The 15961-nt window shown below is 41.7% G+C and carries 12 protein-coding genes; 10 read left to right on the top strand and 2 right to left on the bottom strand.

Going from position 1 to position 15961, the window contains the following annotated elements:
- The first annotated feature begins 604 nt into the window (after nucleotides 1-604).
- The 6 genes from FOF60_RS13370 (at nucleotide 605) to FOF60_RS13345 (ending at nucleotide 7611) form a co-directional block, all read left to right on the top strand.
- Nucleotides 605-1525 (top strand): S66 peptidase family protein, encoded by a 921-nt coding sequence (locus FOF60_RS13370; RefSeq protein WP_192472389.1) that lies wholly within the window; start codon nucleotides 605-607, stop codon nucleotides 1523-1525.
- Nucleotides 1526-1543: 18 nt separating this feature from the next.
- A complete protein-coding gene (locus FOF60_RS13365) occupies nucleotides 1544-2650 on the top strand; it encodes a mandelate racemase/muconate lactonizing enzyme family protein (protein ID WP_192472388.1) in 1107 nt (368 codons plus the stop codon).
- Nucleotides 2637-3566: a C40 family peptidase gene (locus tag FOF60_RS13360; protein ID WP_192472387.1), complete on the top strand. Its 930-nt coding sequence runs from the start codon at nucleotides 2637-2639 to the stop codon at nucleotides 3564-3566. Before FOF60_RS13365 ends, FOF60_RS13360 begins: the two co-directional genes overlap by 14 nt.
- Before the next feature lie 2 nt (nucleotides 3567-3568).
- Nucleotides 3569-4579: an ABC transporter ATP-binding protein gene (locus tag FOF60_RS13355; protein ID WP_192472386.1), complete on the top strand. Its 1011-nt coding sequence runs from the start codon at nucleotides 3569-3571 to the stop codon at nucleotides 4577-4579.
- Nucleotides 4580-4593: 14 nt separating this feature from the next.
- Nucleotides 4594-5397 carry a serine hydrolase gene (locus FOF60_RS13350; RefSeq protein ID WP_192472385.1) on the top strand — a complete coding sequence of 268 codons (804 nt, stop codon included), beginning with the start codon at nucleotides 4594-4596 and terminating at the stop codon, nucleotides 5395-5397.
- 168 nt (nucleotides 5398-5565) lie between these two features.
- Entirely contained in the window at nucleotides 5566-7611 is a 2046-nt protein-coding gene (locus tag FOF60_RS13345) for a sensor domain-containing diguanylate cyclase (protein ID WP_192472384.1), read from the top strand.
- 45 nt (nucleotides 7612-7656) lie between these two features.
- Here the strand turns inward: FOF60_RS13345 and FOF60_RS13340 are convergent, their stop codons facing one another.
- Entirely contained in the window at nucleotides 7657-8883 is a 1227-nt protein-coding gene (locus FOF60_RS13340) for an MFS transporter (protein ID WP_192472383.1), read from the bottom strand.
- A 232-nt stretch (nucleotides 8884-9115) separates the two neighbouring features.
- Here FOF60_RS13340 and FOF60_RS13335 point away from each other — a divergent pair, with 232 nt between their 5' ends.
- The 3 genes from FOF60_RS13335 to FOF60_RS13325 all read left to right on the top strand — a co-directional run bounded on the left by FOF60_RS13335 (nucleotide 9116) and on the right by FOF60_RS13325 (nucleotide 11562).
- Nucleotides 9116-9988, top strand: a complete 873-nt coding sequence (locus FOF60_RS13335) for a carbon-nitrogen hydrolase family protein (RefSeq protein ID WP_192472382.1) — start codon at nucleotides 9116-9118, stop codon at nucleotides 9986-9988.
- 19 nt (nucleotides 9989-10007) lie between these two features.
- Nucleotides 10008-10679, top strand: a complete 672-nt coding sequence (locus FOF60_RS13330) for a GNAT family N-acetyltransferase (RefSeq protein WP_192472381.1) — start codon at nucleotides 10008-10010, stop codon at nucleotides 10677-10679.
- Between the two features lie 166 nt (nucleotides 10680-10845).
- Nucleotides 10846-11562: a 3-ketoacyl-ACP reductase gene (locus FOF60_RS13325; protein ID WP_192472380.1), complete on the top strand. Its 717-nt coding sequence runs from the start codon at nucleotides 10846-10848 to the stop codon at nucleotides 11560-11562.
- 238 nt (nucleotides 11563-11800) lie between these two features.
- On the opposite strand, the gene FOF60_RS13320 is transcribed toward FOF60_RS13325, so the two are convergent.
- Complete coding sequence (locus FOF60_RS13320; protein ID WP_192472395.1) at nucleotides 11801-12160, bottom strand: hypothetical protein; 360 nt, start codon at nucleotides 12158-12160, stop codon at nucleotides 11801-11803.
- Between the two features lie 285 nt (nucleotides 12161-12445).
- Here FOF60_RS13320 and FOF60_RS13315 point away from each other — a divergent pair, with 285 nt between their 5' ends.
- On the top strand, nucleotides 12446-15901 hold the full coding sequence (locus FOF60_RS13315; RefSeq protein WP_264647557.1) for an SCO7613 C-terminal domain-containing membrane protein: 3456 nt from the start codon (nucleotides 12446-12448) through the stop codon (nucleotides 15899-15901).
- Nucleotides 15902-15961: the final 60 nt, after the last annotated feature.

The raw sequence follows: 15961 nt of genomic DNA, 5'->3' as shown, positions 1-15961 counted from the left end.
GCTGAGGATAGAATTTGAGTAAAAGCAAAGCGGTTTCATTGACCGAAAAAGTGGCTGAGGACAGATTTAGGGTAAAAGAAAAGTGGTTTCATTGACCGAAAAAGTGGCTGAGGGCAGATTTTGGGTAATAGCAAAGCAGTTTCATTGACCGAAAAGAGCCTCAGGACAGAATTTGGGTAAAAGCAAAGCGGTTTCATTGACCGAAAAGAGCCTCAGGACAGAATTTGGGTAAAAGCAAAGTGGTTTCATTGACCGAAAAGAGCCTCAGGACAGAATTTGGGTAAAAGCAAAGTGGTTTCATTTACCAAAAGAGCCTCAGGACAGAGTTTGGGTAAAAGCAAAGCGGTTTCATTGACCGAAAAGTGGCTCAGGACAGAATTTGGGTAAAAGCAAAGTGGTTTCATTGACCCAAAAGAGCCTCAGGACAGAATTTGGGTAAAAGCAAAGTGGTTTCATTGACCGAAAAAGTGGCTGAGGGCAGATTTTGGGTAATAGCAAAGCAGTTTCTTTTACTGAAATGAGTCCATGAGCTTAATTTAGGGCAAAGCAGAACCAATTTATTCAGTAATAGGGTAATAATCCACAAGAAAGGGAGTTGATTAATGTGCCAATCAAACCTGAGCGATTGAAGAAAGGCGACACTGTGGCTGTGATAGCGCCAGCTAGTCCGCCTAATAAAGAAAATTTGAAGCGCGGATTGAAATTCGTCGAGGATTTAGGGCTCAATTATAAATTGGGAAAATCGCTGTATTCAGAATATGGCTATCTGGCCGGGAATGATGAAGAGAGATTAGCTGACTTACAGGAAATGTTCCTCGATAATGAAATCAAAGGGATCATCTGTGCCGGCGGCGGTTATGGCACAGCGCGAATTGCCTCAGCGATAGACTATGATACTATTAAAAATAATCCTAAAATTTTCTGGGGTTACAGCGATATTACTTTCTTGCACACTGCAATCAGGCAGCAGACAGGTATGGTAACCTTTCACGGTCCAATGCTCGCTTCGGACATAGGCAAAGAAGAGGCCAATCAAATTTCCAAGGATACCTTCCAGCAATTGTTTGCACCAACAGACCTGAATTATAGTAATGCGATTTCGCACATTGAAGAACTGGTGCCTGGAACCGCCGAAGGCTCATTGGTTGGAGGTAACCTCTCACTTCTTTCAAGTTCCATGGGCACACCGTTTGAAATTGATACAGAGGGAAAGATTCTTCTGTTAGAAGATATAAATGAAGAGCCACGGGCTGTTGACCGAATGTTGAATCAGCTTTATATGGCAGGGAAGCTTCAGGGAGCAGCCGGGATTCTTATTGGTGATTTTAATAACTGTGTACCTGAAAGGGAGCTGTCTTTATCTCTGGATGAAGTAATTGACCACTACATTAAACTTGCCGGAAGGCCGGCACTTAAAGGGTTGAATATGGGGCATTGCAGTCCTCACATTGGTGTGCCGCTTGGTGCTGCTGCCTCTATGAATACCCAAGAAAAAACGCTATTTGTCGAGAGTGGGATCAAATAGGACGAAGGAGATAGAGTTATGATTATTGAACAAATCGAGACCTTCCGCAATGCTGTCCCTTTGAAAAAGCCGTTTAAAACCGCACTCCGCACAGTTACTGTTGCAGAAGCCATTTTTGTGAAAATCACATGTGATAACGGTATTACGGGCTGGGGAGAGGCGCCGCCTACTTTGGTTATTACCGGGGACAGCCTCGTAAGTGTCGAGGGTGCAATCAATGAAGTGATCAAGCCATTTTTATTAAAAAAGAACCTATTGAACTATGAAGCTGTTTTCCAGGGCCTAAAAACCATCCTTATTAACAATACGAGCGCAAAGGCAGCAGTTGATATGGCATTATATGACTGTATCTCTCAAAACTGCGGTCTCCCGCTTTATCAATTCCTTGGAGGCTACAGAAACGAAATTGAAACTGATTTTACCGTAAGTGTCAACAGCCCTGAAGAGATGGGCGAAGATGCTATTCATTATGTAAGCAATGGATTCAACGTACTTAAGGTAAAGGTAGGAATCGGTGAAATCGAAACGGACATTGCGAGAATCCAGGAAATCAGGCAAAGGGTTGGCAATGAAATTAAAATTCGGCTTGATGCGAACCAGGGATGGAAACCGAAGGATGCGGTCAGGGCAATCCGAAAAATGGAGGACCTTGGACTTGATATTGAACTGGTTGAACAGCCAGTTAAAGCAGAAGACCTGGATGGTTTAAAGCAGGTAACTGATTCAGTAGATACCTTAATCATGGCTGACGAAAGTGTATTTTCACCTAAACAGGCATTTGAAGTGATCAGAAGGAGAGGCGCAGACCTCATTAACATTAAATTGATGAAGTCAGGCGGTATTTATCAGGCACAAATGATTAACCAAATGGCTGAAACCGCCGGGATTGAATGCATGGTTGGCAGCATGATTGAAACAAAGCTGGGAATTACCGCCGCTGCCCACTTCGCAGCAAGCAAGAAAAACATCACTCGTTTTGATTTCGACGCACCATTAATGCTGGCAAATGAGCCGATCTCGGGCGGAATACAGTATAATGGCAGGAAAATCACGCTTCCGGACCAGCCGGGTCTTGGAATAGAAAAGGTTCTTTTAGAGGGAGGAAATTCCAATGGAAAGCAATAACATTTGGCTAGTCAATGTGCCGGTTGCGACTTTGTGGACATCACATGATTCAGCGAGGGAAATCGACACGGATGCTATTTCAGGTACTCCGAAAATAGAGAAATGGCTTGAAAAGCTTACATATGAGCCGCGGCTCCAATTGTGCGATGATAATCTGGTTCAATCACAGGTTTTGTTCGGTCAGGAAGTCTTGATCATTGATGAAGTTGACGATTGGGCAAATGTTGTTCTCCCAGACCAGCCATCAGGAAAAGATGGTCGAGGATACCCAGGGTGGATACCAAAGGATCAGTTGATTCAACAATCAGATTGGTATATCAAGCAAGGACCAATAGCAGTGATAACAGCTAAAAAAGCCCTGCTTTATTCCGAGAAGAACGAAACGCTGATGGAATTAAGCTACCAGACGGTTTTGCCAATTGTGGAGGATATAGTCGATCGAATCCGCGTTAAGACACCAACAGGTATCGGGATTTTGCGAACAGAGGATGTAACTGTAATACCTGCCGAAAAGGGTATTCCTAAGAAAAATGGGGCCGCCATTGTGGATGCTGGCGAGCAGTTCCTGGGACTGCCATATCTTTGGGGCGGAATGAGCAGCTATGGCTACGACTGTTCTGGATTTAGCTATAATATGTGCCTGGCTAATGGTTACATCATTCCGCGGGATGCTCATGAACAAGCGGCTGCGGGCGAACACGTTCCCCTGACTGACATCCGGTCAGGAGACTTGCTTTTCTTCGCCTATGAAGAAGGAAAAGGCAGAATCCATCATGTCGGGATTTATTATGGAGACGGCAAGCTTCTCCATTCACCGAATACAGGAAAGAATATTGAAATCATTTCTCTTGAAGGAACAATTTACGAAAAAGAACTCTGTGCAGCGAGACGCTACTGGATTGATACGGAGGAATAATCATGGAAAATGAAGTTTTATTAAGTGTTAAAGATTTGAAGAAGCATTTTTATATGGGGAAAAATGAAATCCTTAAAGCAGTGGATGGCATTTCATTCGATATATACAGAGGCGAGACCTTTGGCCTTGTTGGTGAATCTGGCTGCGGCAAATCCACTGCAGGAAGAACGATGATCGGACTTTATGAACGTACAGATGGAGAAGTTGTTTTCAATGGCAAAGAAGTCCATTCGCTTTCAGAGAAAGAGAAGTTCCAGTTCCATAAGCAGATGCAAATGATCTTCCAAGATCCTTATGCCTCACTCAACCCGCGTTCTACGGTAAAGGAAATTATATCTGAACCGATGGAGGTCCATGGATTGTTTCCAAACAAAAAAGAACGTTTGGAGAGAATTTATCAGCTCCTGGAGGATGTAGGTTTAAATCGCGACCATGCGAACCGTTATCCCCATGAATTCAGCGGCGGGCAGCGGCAGAGAATCGGAATCGCAAGAGCACTTGCGCTTGATCCTGATTTCATCATAGCAGATGAGCCAATTTCCGCACTTGATGTGTCAGTCCAAGCGCAGGTCGTCAACCTGCTGAAGCGACTCCAAGAAGAAAAGGGGTTGACTTATCTTTTCATTGCTCACGACCTTTCTATGGTAAAACAAATCAGCAACCGAATTGGTGTTATGTATCTTGGGCATATCGTCGAGCTCACAGCCAGTAACCAGTTGTACAAAAAACCGCTCCATCCTTATACTCAAGCTTTGCTGTCCGCCATACCGATACCAGATCCGGATGTGGAAGACCAGCGGGAGCGAATCATCCTGCAAGGAGAACTGCCAAGCCCGATGGATCCGCCGAGCGGTTGTGTCTTCAGGACCAGATGTCAGCACGCAATGGATATCTGTGCCCAAAAGAAACCAGTCTGGCAGGAGATTGACAAAGACCATTACGTCGCCTGTCATTTATATGATGAACATTTAGATGGAAAATCCAAAAAAGAAATGCTGGTCAATATCAGATAAGGAACAGAAATGACATGAACATAGATGAATTAAGAGATAAACTATTAGAGGAACTCGCTGGGTGCATAGGCCGGGCGAGTTTGTTTTTGGAAATAGAAGAAGAAGTAATAGAAATTAACAGCAATGATGTATACCAGTCCGCAAGCCTGATCAAACTGCCGATTTTATTCGAGGCTTTGAGACAGATTGATGAAGGCGCGCTGATAAAAGAGAGTCAAGTGAAGGTTGAAGAAGGAGACAAAATTGGTGACACCGGTGTTCTTCAGGCTATGAAGGTCGAACAACTGCCAGTGCTGGATTTATTGTCCCTCATGATCATTGTGTCGGATAACTCGGCTACTAACTTGATGATTGATTTGCTCGGAAAAGACTCAATTAACGCGTCTATATCCAGGATGGGAATGAAGAATACTATATTGCAGCGCAAAATGCTGGATTTCAATGCCATTCGGATCGGCAAAGATAATTTTACATCTGCCGCTGATATCGCATTATGCCTGAAAGAAGCCGTTACTGGAGGTTCACTAAAAATACAATCCCGTAACATGTTCCATTCGCTTCTTCTACAGCAACAATTTAAAGAGAAACTGCCAGTTTATATGGATGATTCTCTATTGAAAATCGGAAATAAGACAGGAGAACTTCCCAGAGTCGAACACGATTGCGGTATAATAACCTATGGAGAGAAACAGGCAGTTATTGTTGTTTTGATTGATCGTCTTGCAGATATTGAATCAGGAAAAGTGACAATCCGACAAGTCGGGAAGCACATAAACAGCTTTATAAAAGGCATTTCGACAGCATTCAACTATATTTGATAGATTTAGATAGTAATAAGTTATCAACTGCTAGCAATTAGATAGCGAATTGGTTGATTGATTTACAGGGTATTTGGATAGTAATTATTCCAATTGCCTTATTGAATATCAAAATTAAGAGATTTAGAATGTTTATGTATCAATTTTGCTTTTGCAAGGAGAAATGAAATGACGGTAAAAGAAAGCAGAACTGGGGCGAATATCGTTGATGCAGGTGCTGCCAATAATCTATCACCCTATTTTGTTTGTATACATAAGAATTCCTTGATTCTTTCCATAGATGAAGGTGGCACTCAGTTGCTCGGATACAAGTATCCGCGTGAATTAGTAGGTAAATCGATATTTTCTTTTTTAGCTGATACTACCCAAGAAACAATCACTGCCAGAGTCGCAGCCATAGAACAAGGAACAATTCTGGATGGTATTATAATGAGTTTTTCGATTAACGGCATACCGATGGATGTTGAGGTTCATTCTGAAAACACCATTTTTAACGGGGAAGCCGCAATAAGAACTTGCCTTCGATTCATCACACCAGTGATCGCTGATAACGATAACCTGGAAGAGGCAGGTTCACTGGTCCTTAGCGCAAATAAAGGAATCGTCATCACCAATCCAGACGGCAAAATTCAGGTTGTAAGTGAATCTTTTACTCGATTGACGGGATATCTTAAGGAAAATGTCATTGGTAAAAATCCACGGATATGGAAGTCACACAGCTACACGCCGATTTTTTATAAGAGAATGTGGGACTCTATTTTGACAAAGGGATGCTGGGAAGGCGAGTTATGGAACAAGCGGAAAGATGGCAGCCACTATTTAATGAAGGTGAATATCTTCTCGATTTTGAATAAAAAAAGAGAACTGGTAAATTATCTGGCTGTCTATACGGATCTTTCCGAAGTGGAAAAGCTCTCCCAACAGCTAAAGGAACGGGAGGAACAATTCCGGACGCTTGTAGAACTTTCGCCAAATGCCATCATTTTAGCGCAATTTGATAAGGTTGCCTATGCTAACCCGCACACTGAGACCTTATTTGGCACAAACCTAAAAGATATAATCGGCAAGCCTGTTCATTCCTTTTTTTATGGACATCCGAACATCATTTCTAAATTGAATTTTAATGAAAAGACAATCATCAGCTTTGAAGAACAGTTGAAAATGGGAGATTCATATATTGATATTGAAGTCTCTTCTTCTTTGATTACCTATCAAGGAGAAAAAGCTGTTCTGACTGTTATAAAGGAAATAACAAAGCGCAAGAGCATGGAAAGAGCTCTGCGTGAAAGTGAAGAGCAGTATCGCTTTATCGCTGAAAATTCTTCAGATATGATCGGAAGACTTTCGAGTGACGGAAGCATTGTTTATATATCTCCTTCGAGCAAGAGAATCTTGGGATATAGAAATGATGAGTTGATTGGAACGAATCTTTACGGGAAAATCCACCCTGAAGATCGCCAGAACCTGCTCGAGCAATATGGGAACCCTAATGAATTAAATGGCATCATAACATCAAGCTACAGAATGCTTCATAAAAATGGAAGTTATATTTGGGCTGAGACTACAGTAAGACCGGTCAAGGACAAATCAGGTAAGTCTTCAGGTATGATGTTTGCCACAAGGGACGTGACGGCAAGAAGAACCATTGAAAATCAATTAAGGGAGAGCAATTCACTCCTCAGGAAGCTTTCTTCTCTTGATGGATTGACCGAAATCTATAACCGCCGGGCATTCGATGAGTTCATAAAGACTGAATGGGCTTTCGCTTGCAAACGCGGAACTCCTATATCCTTACTTCTCCTGGATATCGACTATTTTAAAAAATATAATGACACGTATGGACATATCCAGGGCGATGAATGTTTAAAATCAGTTGCCCGTGAGCTCGAAGAATTCTTTCATGAAAAAGGGTATTTTGCAGCAAGATATGGCGGAGAAGAATTCGCGGTTGTCTTGCCTAACACGGATGCACAGAAAGCATCTCAATTAGCTGAAGGTTTCCAGTCAACCATCCGGGAGATGAAGATTGAACATGCAAACTCCAAGGTAAGTGAAATCGTGACAATCAGTATTGGTGTATCATGTGTCAAGCCTTTGGTTCCAGAAGAAATGAAGCAGATACTCGAATTTGCGGACCGGGCGCTTTACAAAGCTAAGCAAAACGGTCGAAATCGAATTGAAGTATGTGAAAGTTCAATGAATAAACAGTTCTAAGCTAATTAACAGGCTCCATCGTCTGCAGAACGATGGAGCTTTTTTTTACAGAGACTTTTGCGCTAATTTTACTTTCTCCTGATCAACGTTATATTTTAGAGAGCACATTAAGAACAAGATTCCGAAAGCAATATACATGATCCCGCCGAACATCCCTACCAATCTTGGGTTGAACCATTCCAGCGCTAAGCCTGTAAAGAACATTGAGAAACCGATGAAAGTATTGGACAGCATAGTGGTGATCCCGAAGTACATTCCGTGCCATTTTGAAGGGATAGTATCCATTGTCACCGTGTCGAGAAGTGTGTTGCCGACTCCGCTGAACACTGCGGTCAAGCCAAATAATGCAGCGGCGAGCCAAAAGGATTTTGTCTGACTTATCGTCGTCAAGAACAATCCTTCGCCAATAATACATATAAAAGAAAATAATAGAAATCTATTGTGGATCATCCTTGTTAATAATGGGCTGATAATCAACCCCAGTCCCAGAACACTGTAAAAGATGCCCACTCCCAAGTCAGCTTTTTCAAACGTCTCAACAGCATACACGCTTATTAACACGTTCTCAATCCCATTAATAAGAGGGATAATAAGTTCGAACATCATTAACAACATCAGGAAAGAGGAAGCCGCAATAACGGGCAGCAATTCAGGATACTTTTCAAGATTTGGTTTAGTGATCAAGTCGTTTTCTTTCGTAGCCTCAAGGGAAGGCAGTGTCGATAAAATCCAGCCAGCGGCAAGGAAGGATATAATATTTAGCAGAAATGCTGCTTTCGGGCCTAGAAAATATGAGACGATCCCCCCACTTAATGCTCCAATTACTAATACAAATCCAATTAATACTTGTTCCCAGCCATTTATATCTTTTAGTGATTTCGAGGAAACCATGGCAGGGATGCTTGATTTTCTAATGGGTGAGTAGATGGCTTCTCCAGAGGCCAACAGGAAAGAGGCCGCATAGACAATCCACATATCGTCAGGATGATCGACCGCTAGAAAAGATAATGCTATGACCGCTCTGGCTAAGTCGGTAATTATCATGATTGTTTTTCTTCCGAATTTTTTTCCAAGGCTGCTGCTCAAAGGGCTGAAGAATAAAAATGGAATCATCCTGAGAGCCATTGTGATTCCGACAGAGAGGCCAGAACCAGTCATTTGCAAAATGAGTGCCAGCAGCGCAACCTGGCTGAACCGGTCACCAATGCCATTAATGATGCCAGCGAAGAATAGTTTCCGGTAAGATTTCTCCAGGCTGAATGTTTTAAACATAGTGTCCTCCATCAAATGATTATATATCAATCTAATTAGATTATAATCTAATCGAATGATGAAAGGAACTATTTTTTTCGCTGGCTGGGAAAGCTTCTAACAGATGGTAAATTTCTTGCCCAATTTTAATGAAAAATGTATTCATAAAAAGTAAAATGCTATATAATGATTTTCGTATTTCTGAAATTTTGAAGTCAAAATGTAATTTTTATAGATTCAGGGGGAATGATGGATGAAAATGAGAGTTTCAGCAGTCCAGTATCATCTTCACACAATCAGGTCGTTCGAAGAGTTTGCTTTGCAATGTGAGCATTATGTAAAAACAGCACAGGAGTATGGATCAGAATTTGTTTTGTTTCCTGAGTTCTTTACTACTCAATTATTATCAATAGGCAGTGAGCAGGGTACGAGGCTGACCATCAATGAACTTCCCGGTTTTACCGAACAGTACTTAAACCTGTTCCAGAACTTTGCCCTGGAAACAGGCATGCACATTATCGGCGGAACACATGTCATTGCACGTGAAGGAAAGCTCTATAATGTCGCGCACATGTTTTACCCGGATGGCAGAATCGTTGAGCAGGCGAAGCTTCATATCACACCAACTGAGGTGAATGAATGGAATATGAGTGCAGGTGAGGATTTCAGGGTATTTGATACAGAAAAGGGGAGAATCGCAATTCTGACTTGCTATGATATTGAGTTTCCTGAAATCGTCAGGATGGCTAAGGCGAAAGGTGCCGACGTCATTTTTGTTCCATCCTGTACAGATGATCGCCATGGTTTCCATCGTGTCCGCTATACCAGTCATGCACGAGCGATTGAAAACCAGGTCTATGTCGTTTTGACTGGGACAGTAGGCGCATTGCCAACCGTCGACTTTATGCGCGCTAACTTTGGCCAGGCAGCTGTGATTACGCCTAATGATATCCCGTTCCCTCCGAGAGGCCTTCAGGCCGAAGGTGAACTTAATGATGACATGATTGTAACCGCCGACCTTGATTTGGAACTATTATACGAAGTGCGTGAGCGAGGTTCAGTCACTACATGGCGCGACCGCCGAACTGATCTTTATCCAGACTGGGAACAGACAGAAAAAATATAAAGTGATAAGGAGAATCTTCATGGATTATATTCGCGTTAACAGTATCGGGGATCCGCTTTTTACTAAACTCCATAACTTAATGAAGGAAGTCTTTCCGCCTGAAGAGGTACTGGAGTTCGATTTATGGAAAGAGCCGCTAGAGGATCCTGGCATCAGAGTTTTTGTTGCTGTCCATGAGGATGAGGTAGTTGGTGTAACTGAATACCGATACTATCCAGACTGGAATATCGCAATGACGGATTTCACCATTGTTGGGAAGCCAGGCCTCAGCCTTGGGCATTTCCTTGCAAATAAAAGAATGGAAGACCTGCAAAGCCTTGCTGGCGAAAAAGGCGTAGAGTTATTTGGGATGTTTGCCGAAATCTATGACCCATATCGAAAGATGGACCATGATTTTGGCGGAGTAAAAACAATGGATCCGTTTGTGAGACGCGAAGTATTATCTCATCTCGGTTATAAGCGACTTGATATGGAATACGTTCACCCTTCCTGGGAGAATGACGGAGAAGCGGTAGAGGGACTTGATTTATGCTTCATGCCAACAGATGAGAATACTCATGAGCTTCCTGCAGCCTTGATCACAGATTTTCTTACCACTTATTATTCTGTGCTCGAAAACAAGCCGGAGAAGTGGATTAAGATGGTAGAACAGCTTAAAAATAAAGAGACGGTGGCATTGCTGCCATTATAATGTGCAGACCAGCAGTAATCTTTACTGTTGGTTTTTTTGTGTAGTTATTTTAATCGCCAAGGCTGACCAAATCGCTTTCCCTGCTAATAAGAGTCACATGATTTGTTTTCACCCAAAAGATTTTCTATAATTAACCCTTGACTACATAATTGAAAGGAGTCATCATATGGAATCATTAAAAGGAAAAACGGCGTTAATTACTGGTGCTGGCAGAGGCATCGGCCGTGCTGCAGCAATTGCACTAGCAAAAGAAGGTGTTAATATTGGCATGATCGGGCTGACACTTGCCAATCTGGAGAAGGTTACTTCTGAAATAGAGGAATATGGGGTAAATGTATCAGGAGCTGTAGCGGATGTATCTGATATGGAATCTGTACAGCACGCTGTCGAGCATATTACAGAGGAACTGGGGCCTGTAGATATCCTGATTAACAATGCTGGAATCGCAAAATTCGGCGGCTTTCTTGATCTGGAGCCACAGGAGTGGGAAAAAATCATCCAGGTCAACTTGATGGGAACATACTATGTGACTCGTGCAGTCCTGCCAGGAATGATTGAGCGGAATACAGGTGACATAATCAATGTTGCGTCAACTGCAGGCCAAAAGGGAGCACCGGTAACAAGTGCCTATAGCGCATCAAAATTCGGAGTACTAGGGTTGACTGAATCGCTAATGCTTGAAGTTCGAAAGCATAATATCCGTGTCAGCGCGCTTACTCCAAGTACCGTAGCGACTGATCTGGCCATTGAGACGAATTTAACAGATGGCAATCCGGATAAAGTCATGCAGCCCGAAGATCTGGCTGAGTTAATGGTAGCACAATTAAAATTGAACCGCCGCGTCTTCATCAAGACAGCTGGTATGTGGTCAACAAATCCATAATTATTCCGAGGATAGAACCAGTAAAGGTTTTATCCTCTTTTTTATTTTTAGCTAAAAAACGAAGTGTCCTCCTGAGGAATACACCAACAATACTAATAGTACCTGGTACTAATTAATTAGAGAAACACCGCTGTTTTATGCTGTTCCACCCTCTGGATTGCCGATTATTATATTAAAAAACAAGGTAATTATTTTAAAATAACTTTGAAATAGCAACAAAAAAACGGCCTAAGCCGTTTTAAAAAGCATATTGGAATATCCCATAATATAGAGGCAATACAAATACCAATCCACTCAGCTTAGCTGCAAGCCGCATGGGTTCTTCCTCTTCTTCCAGGCCGAAATCCCCTGCAAACCGCTCTGCAAAGAATATGGTGAATATTACATCCCAAAGGAGACCAAAAACGAAGACGATTTTCCATACTAAAGGGGTTAGCATTTCTGTTTCCGTCACATATCCGAACAAACCAAGCCAAGTGATAATTGATATAACAAAATCCAGCCTGGTGACATTGTTTTTATAATTCCCCTTGATCAAAAACCAAATTGCCGTTGTACCCATAAACCCTAAATACATTAACCATAATAAATCAGACATCTTCTTACCTCGTAATCTATTAATTAGTTTTTACCAGAGTGGTTTAATCGTTCAATTCTGAAACTTATAAAACGAAACAGAATGGCGAAAGAAAGACAGGTTGTCCAAGACAAACAGCCTGTAAACACACTTATCCTATTATATAGGTGCATGCGCAATGTTGGAATAGAAATTGTCGAAAAATCACTTTTGGTTTTTTTGATTTGAATGTTGAATTAATTTATAAAAGGTGTAAAATTACACTAAACGAACCAAATTGGATCAATGAGGGATTGGGGGATAAAAATGGAACATGCTCCTAAAGAAGAAAGACGCAGGATTTTCCGTAATGAGCTCTATAATTTAAAAGAATTAGGCTATGTTTCAGCAGAGGAATATAAAAGTGTGTCAGAAGCCCATAATGAATATTTCCTTGACTTGCTGTCACAAGAACGGCAGGAAAAAGAGTTGGCGACCAGAAACAGAAAGGAAGATTCAACAGCCTTTGAAGTCCAGCCTTCAGCAATGATTGCGATGAAGGAACAACCCAAAGCACGCCCAGCAAAGATCAGGCCAAAGAAAACAGCGGAAGAGATTCGTGAACGGAATATTTCCTGGTCGCTGAATATTGGGGTTATCATGCTATTGATTGGCGGGTTGTACGTAGCAACAAGCAACTGGGAAAGCATGGCTCCGTGGATGAAGGCTGGTTTAATAGCACTTGTTTCGGCTTTATTTTACGGAATTGCCTATATAAGCTACAAAATAATAAAAATCGAGAAGACGGCCTTTGCGTTCGTTGTCCTTGGCAGTCTTTTCCTGCCGATTTTCACCCTATCACTAGGCTGGTTTGAATTGCTAGGATCTTACTTATCGTTCTATGGTGGAGGGCGGTTCATACTAGGAACAATTAGCAGTTGTATTTTGATTCCGATTTATGCGTTTTTGCAAAAGCTATCATCAAGGTTATTTGTGTGGTTTACCTTAATTACTACATCCATTTCAGCAGCATACCTGCTGAGGGCGATTGGCTTGGAAACCGACGGATTTTACCTTGGTTTGATTATATTCAATACACTTCTGATTGCGGCCTATCATCAGTTTAAAAAGAAAGGTCAGCTGCCGTTATTCACAAAGGAACTTGCTCTTTATTCACAGGCAAACTTAGTCCTGTCTACCTTATTAATGCTTTTCTTTTATGAAAATCATGTTTTTAATGGCTTCAATTTGATATTGACTGCTGTTGTCTATCTGTCGATGATTTTCGTGAATGGGCATAAAGAGTATCATTTTGTTTTCAGTGCCATGTTCATTTATGGTGCATATCAAATTCTTGAAAATTGGAGATTTACAGAGGTAAGTGCAATAGGTTATGCACTTCTTGGTTTTGTGTTTCTGATTATTCCAAGGATCCTGGATAATAATTACGCTTTAAAAAGGGCTTTCCAAGTTACTAGTGCAGTTATATCAGGACTTGCTTTTCTATTCATCACAGCCGAAGGGATGATGATTCATACAGAAAATCCATCCTTTATTCTTATGGCAGCTTACCTGATCATTTCAGCTAACTTCATTTATCTTGCGAATACCAATGAAAATATCATTTTTAAATATTTAAGTCCGGTTTTTCTTGCAGCCGCCATGTTTGAAGCAGTCTTGCAGATTGGAAAATATATCGGTTTCGAAAACCTTGTTTTGCCTATTTACTTCATTGGTTTCATTCTCTTCATTCTTGCAGGCTGGCTGGTCAAGATGAATTATCTGCAAACTATTAAAACCAGCTCGCGGGATGTCGGAATGTTGATCATGCTATTCATGATTCTTGTTACTTTTTCCATGTTCGACTGGTGGGAACTGGCGATGATGTTCTCCCTGACTGGCTATGCTTTGTATGTCATGATGAAAATCGATAACAGGCCGTTTTTGCCATTGATTGCTCAATGGGCAGTGCCTATCGCACTGGGCTTGTCAGCCGCTTCGACCGGTGAGGAGATACGGATTCATTCCAGCTTTTATAACGATTTGCTTGGAATCCCAGGAAATTTAGCGCTTGCGGGAATTCTTTTACTGGTTGTCAGTATTGGCCTTCGCAAAACTAAGGAAACCACTCTTGCGAGGAATGCTTTTTTAATTGGCAATGGTTTCTATGCAGCAAGCCTCTTTTATACATTCGTATTTCCGATATCAAATATTTACGGAGAATCGCTCATTTGGTTTGGCGGAATCCTGATGTCTCTTTTGCTTTATAAAGTGACAAGAGATTCAATGGTCGCATTTCTATCCGGCGTAGTCAGCCTTGTCTGGTACCTGATTTCAATAGACTCAATTAATGAAGAGATATTGGATTTTAGTGCGACAATAGAGTCTTTACTTATCCCTGGAGGCGGTTGGTTATTGCTGGGAGCAGCTGCTTTACTTTTTCAAAACCAGAGAGGGCTCGCAGTCGCTTATTCATGGATAGCCCATGTATTCCTCGCTCCGATAATGGCTATTGAATTCATCCTTTATGGCGAGGAAGCGATTTTAAGTTATGTGATTGCCACTGGAGTCTATGCAGCAAGCATTTTCTTTGTAAAAAGGGAATGGAAAGTGAAAACGCTATTATACGCAGCATTCACAACGTTATTCTTAGCGATCAAGACAGGTATCAGTTATTTTACAGAAACGGATTCTGGCCACTATGCCTTCCTGGTGACAAGTATTTTGTTGACTGTATTCTGGGTATTGTCATCCACAAATTACAAACAAAGAACTTTATTTTACCTAGTTCCGATTTCGCTGTTAGGAGTAGCAAGCTTCCTTTCAGCATATCCATATAGCTGGTTGCTGTTCGGAATAACAATTGGTTATGCAGCAGCGATATTGGTTTTGCTTCATAGAGTGAAATGGGATTTAGCTGCAATGATCCCGTTATTGATGATCTTTTACGGCACAATCCAAATCATCCTCCTGGCACAGCTTCACGTTTATTGGGATATGGCTATTCTTTCAGGATCTGGTATTTTGCTTATTTTTTCAGGGAGAAGGATTTATAAGAATCTCTGGGAAAAGGGAGGAGTTTTTGGACTGCAAAGCCTGGATGCTTATTCATTAGCTGGCTTCTTGTTCATTGTTTCCGTGGCACTAATGAATGGCGAAACCTTCTGGGCTCTAATTGTCCATGGACTCCTTATATCTTCAGGTTTATGGATACAAAGGAACAGGGTTCATGGTAGGGGAGTGAGTGTCATTCTCTTTATCGCAGGTGCGTACCTGCTGGTTCCTTATTATGCAGCCATAAAGCAGCTTACAATCCCTGCCTTATTGGAAAGGGAGGTATATGTACTTCCGTTCGTGGCTCTTGCAATATTTTCAAGGTCTATTTTCAAAGAGAGAAGCAATCAAATCACCAGTTATATCCAATGGGCAGTATTGGTTATGGTCTCGCTCTTGCTCATTCAGGATGGCCTGGACAGCAATACGGTTTATGATGCCTTGATTCTTGGATCGCTGTCGCTTATTTCCATGCTGGCAGGAATGTGGCTTAGAGTAAAAGCCTATTTCTTCGTTGGAGCAGGCGTTTTGCTCCTTAATGTGGTCATGCAAACGAGACCATTCTGGGGAAATCTGCCATGGTGGGGTTACCTATTGATTGCCGGATCAATCCTGATCAGTGTTGCCAGCTTCATTGAATGGAATAAACAAAAAGGAAGCAAGGGGGAGCAAACCTTCCTTATAAAGTTGAAAGATAACCTGCTCTTGAAATTGAAAAACTGGAATTGATAAAAGCTGGCAAAGGATTGATCTTTTGCCAGCTTTGTCTTTTGTATCATTTTTGCTGCT

It is taken from the genome of Mesobacillus jeotgali, assembly GCF_014856545.2.
Taxonomy (GTDB): Bacteria; Bacillota; Bacilli; order Bacillales; family Cytobacillaceae; genus Mesobacillus.
This window is presented reverse-complemented; position numbering and strand designations above follow the sequence as displayed.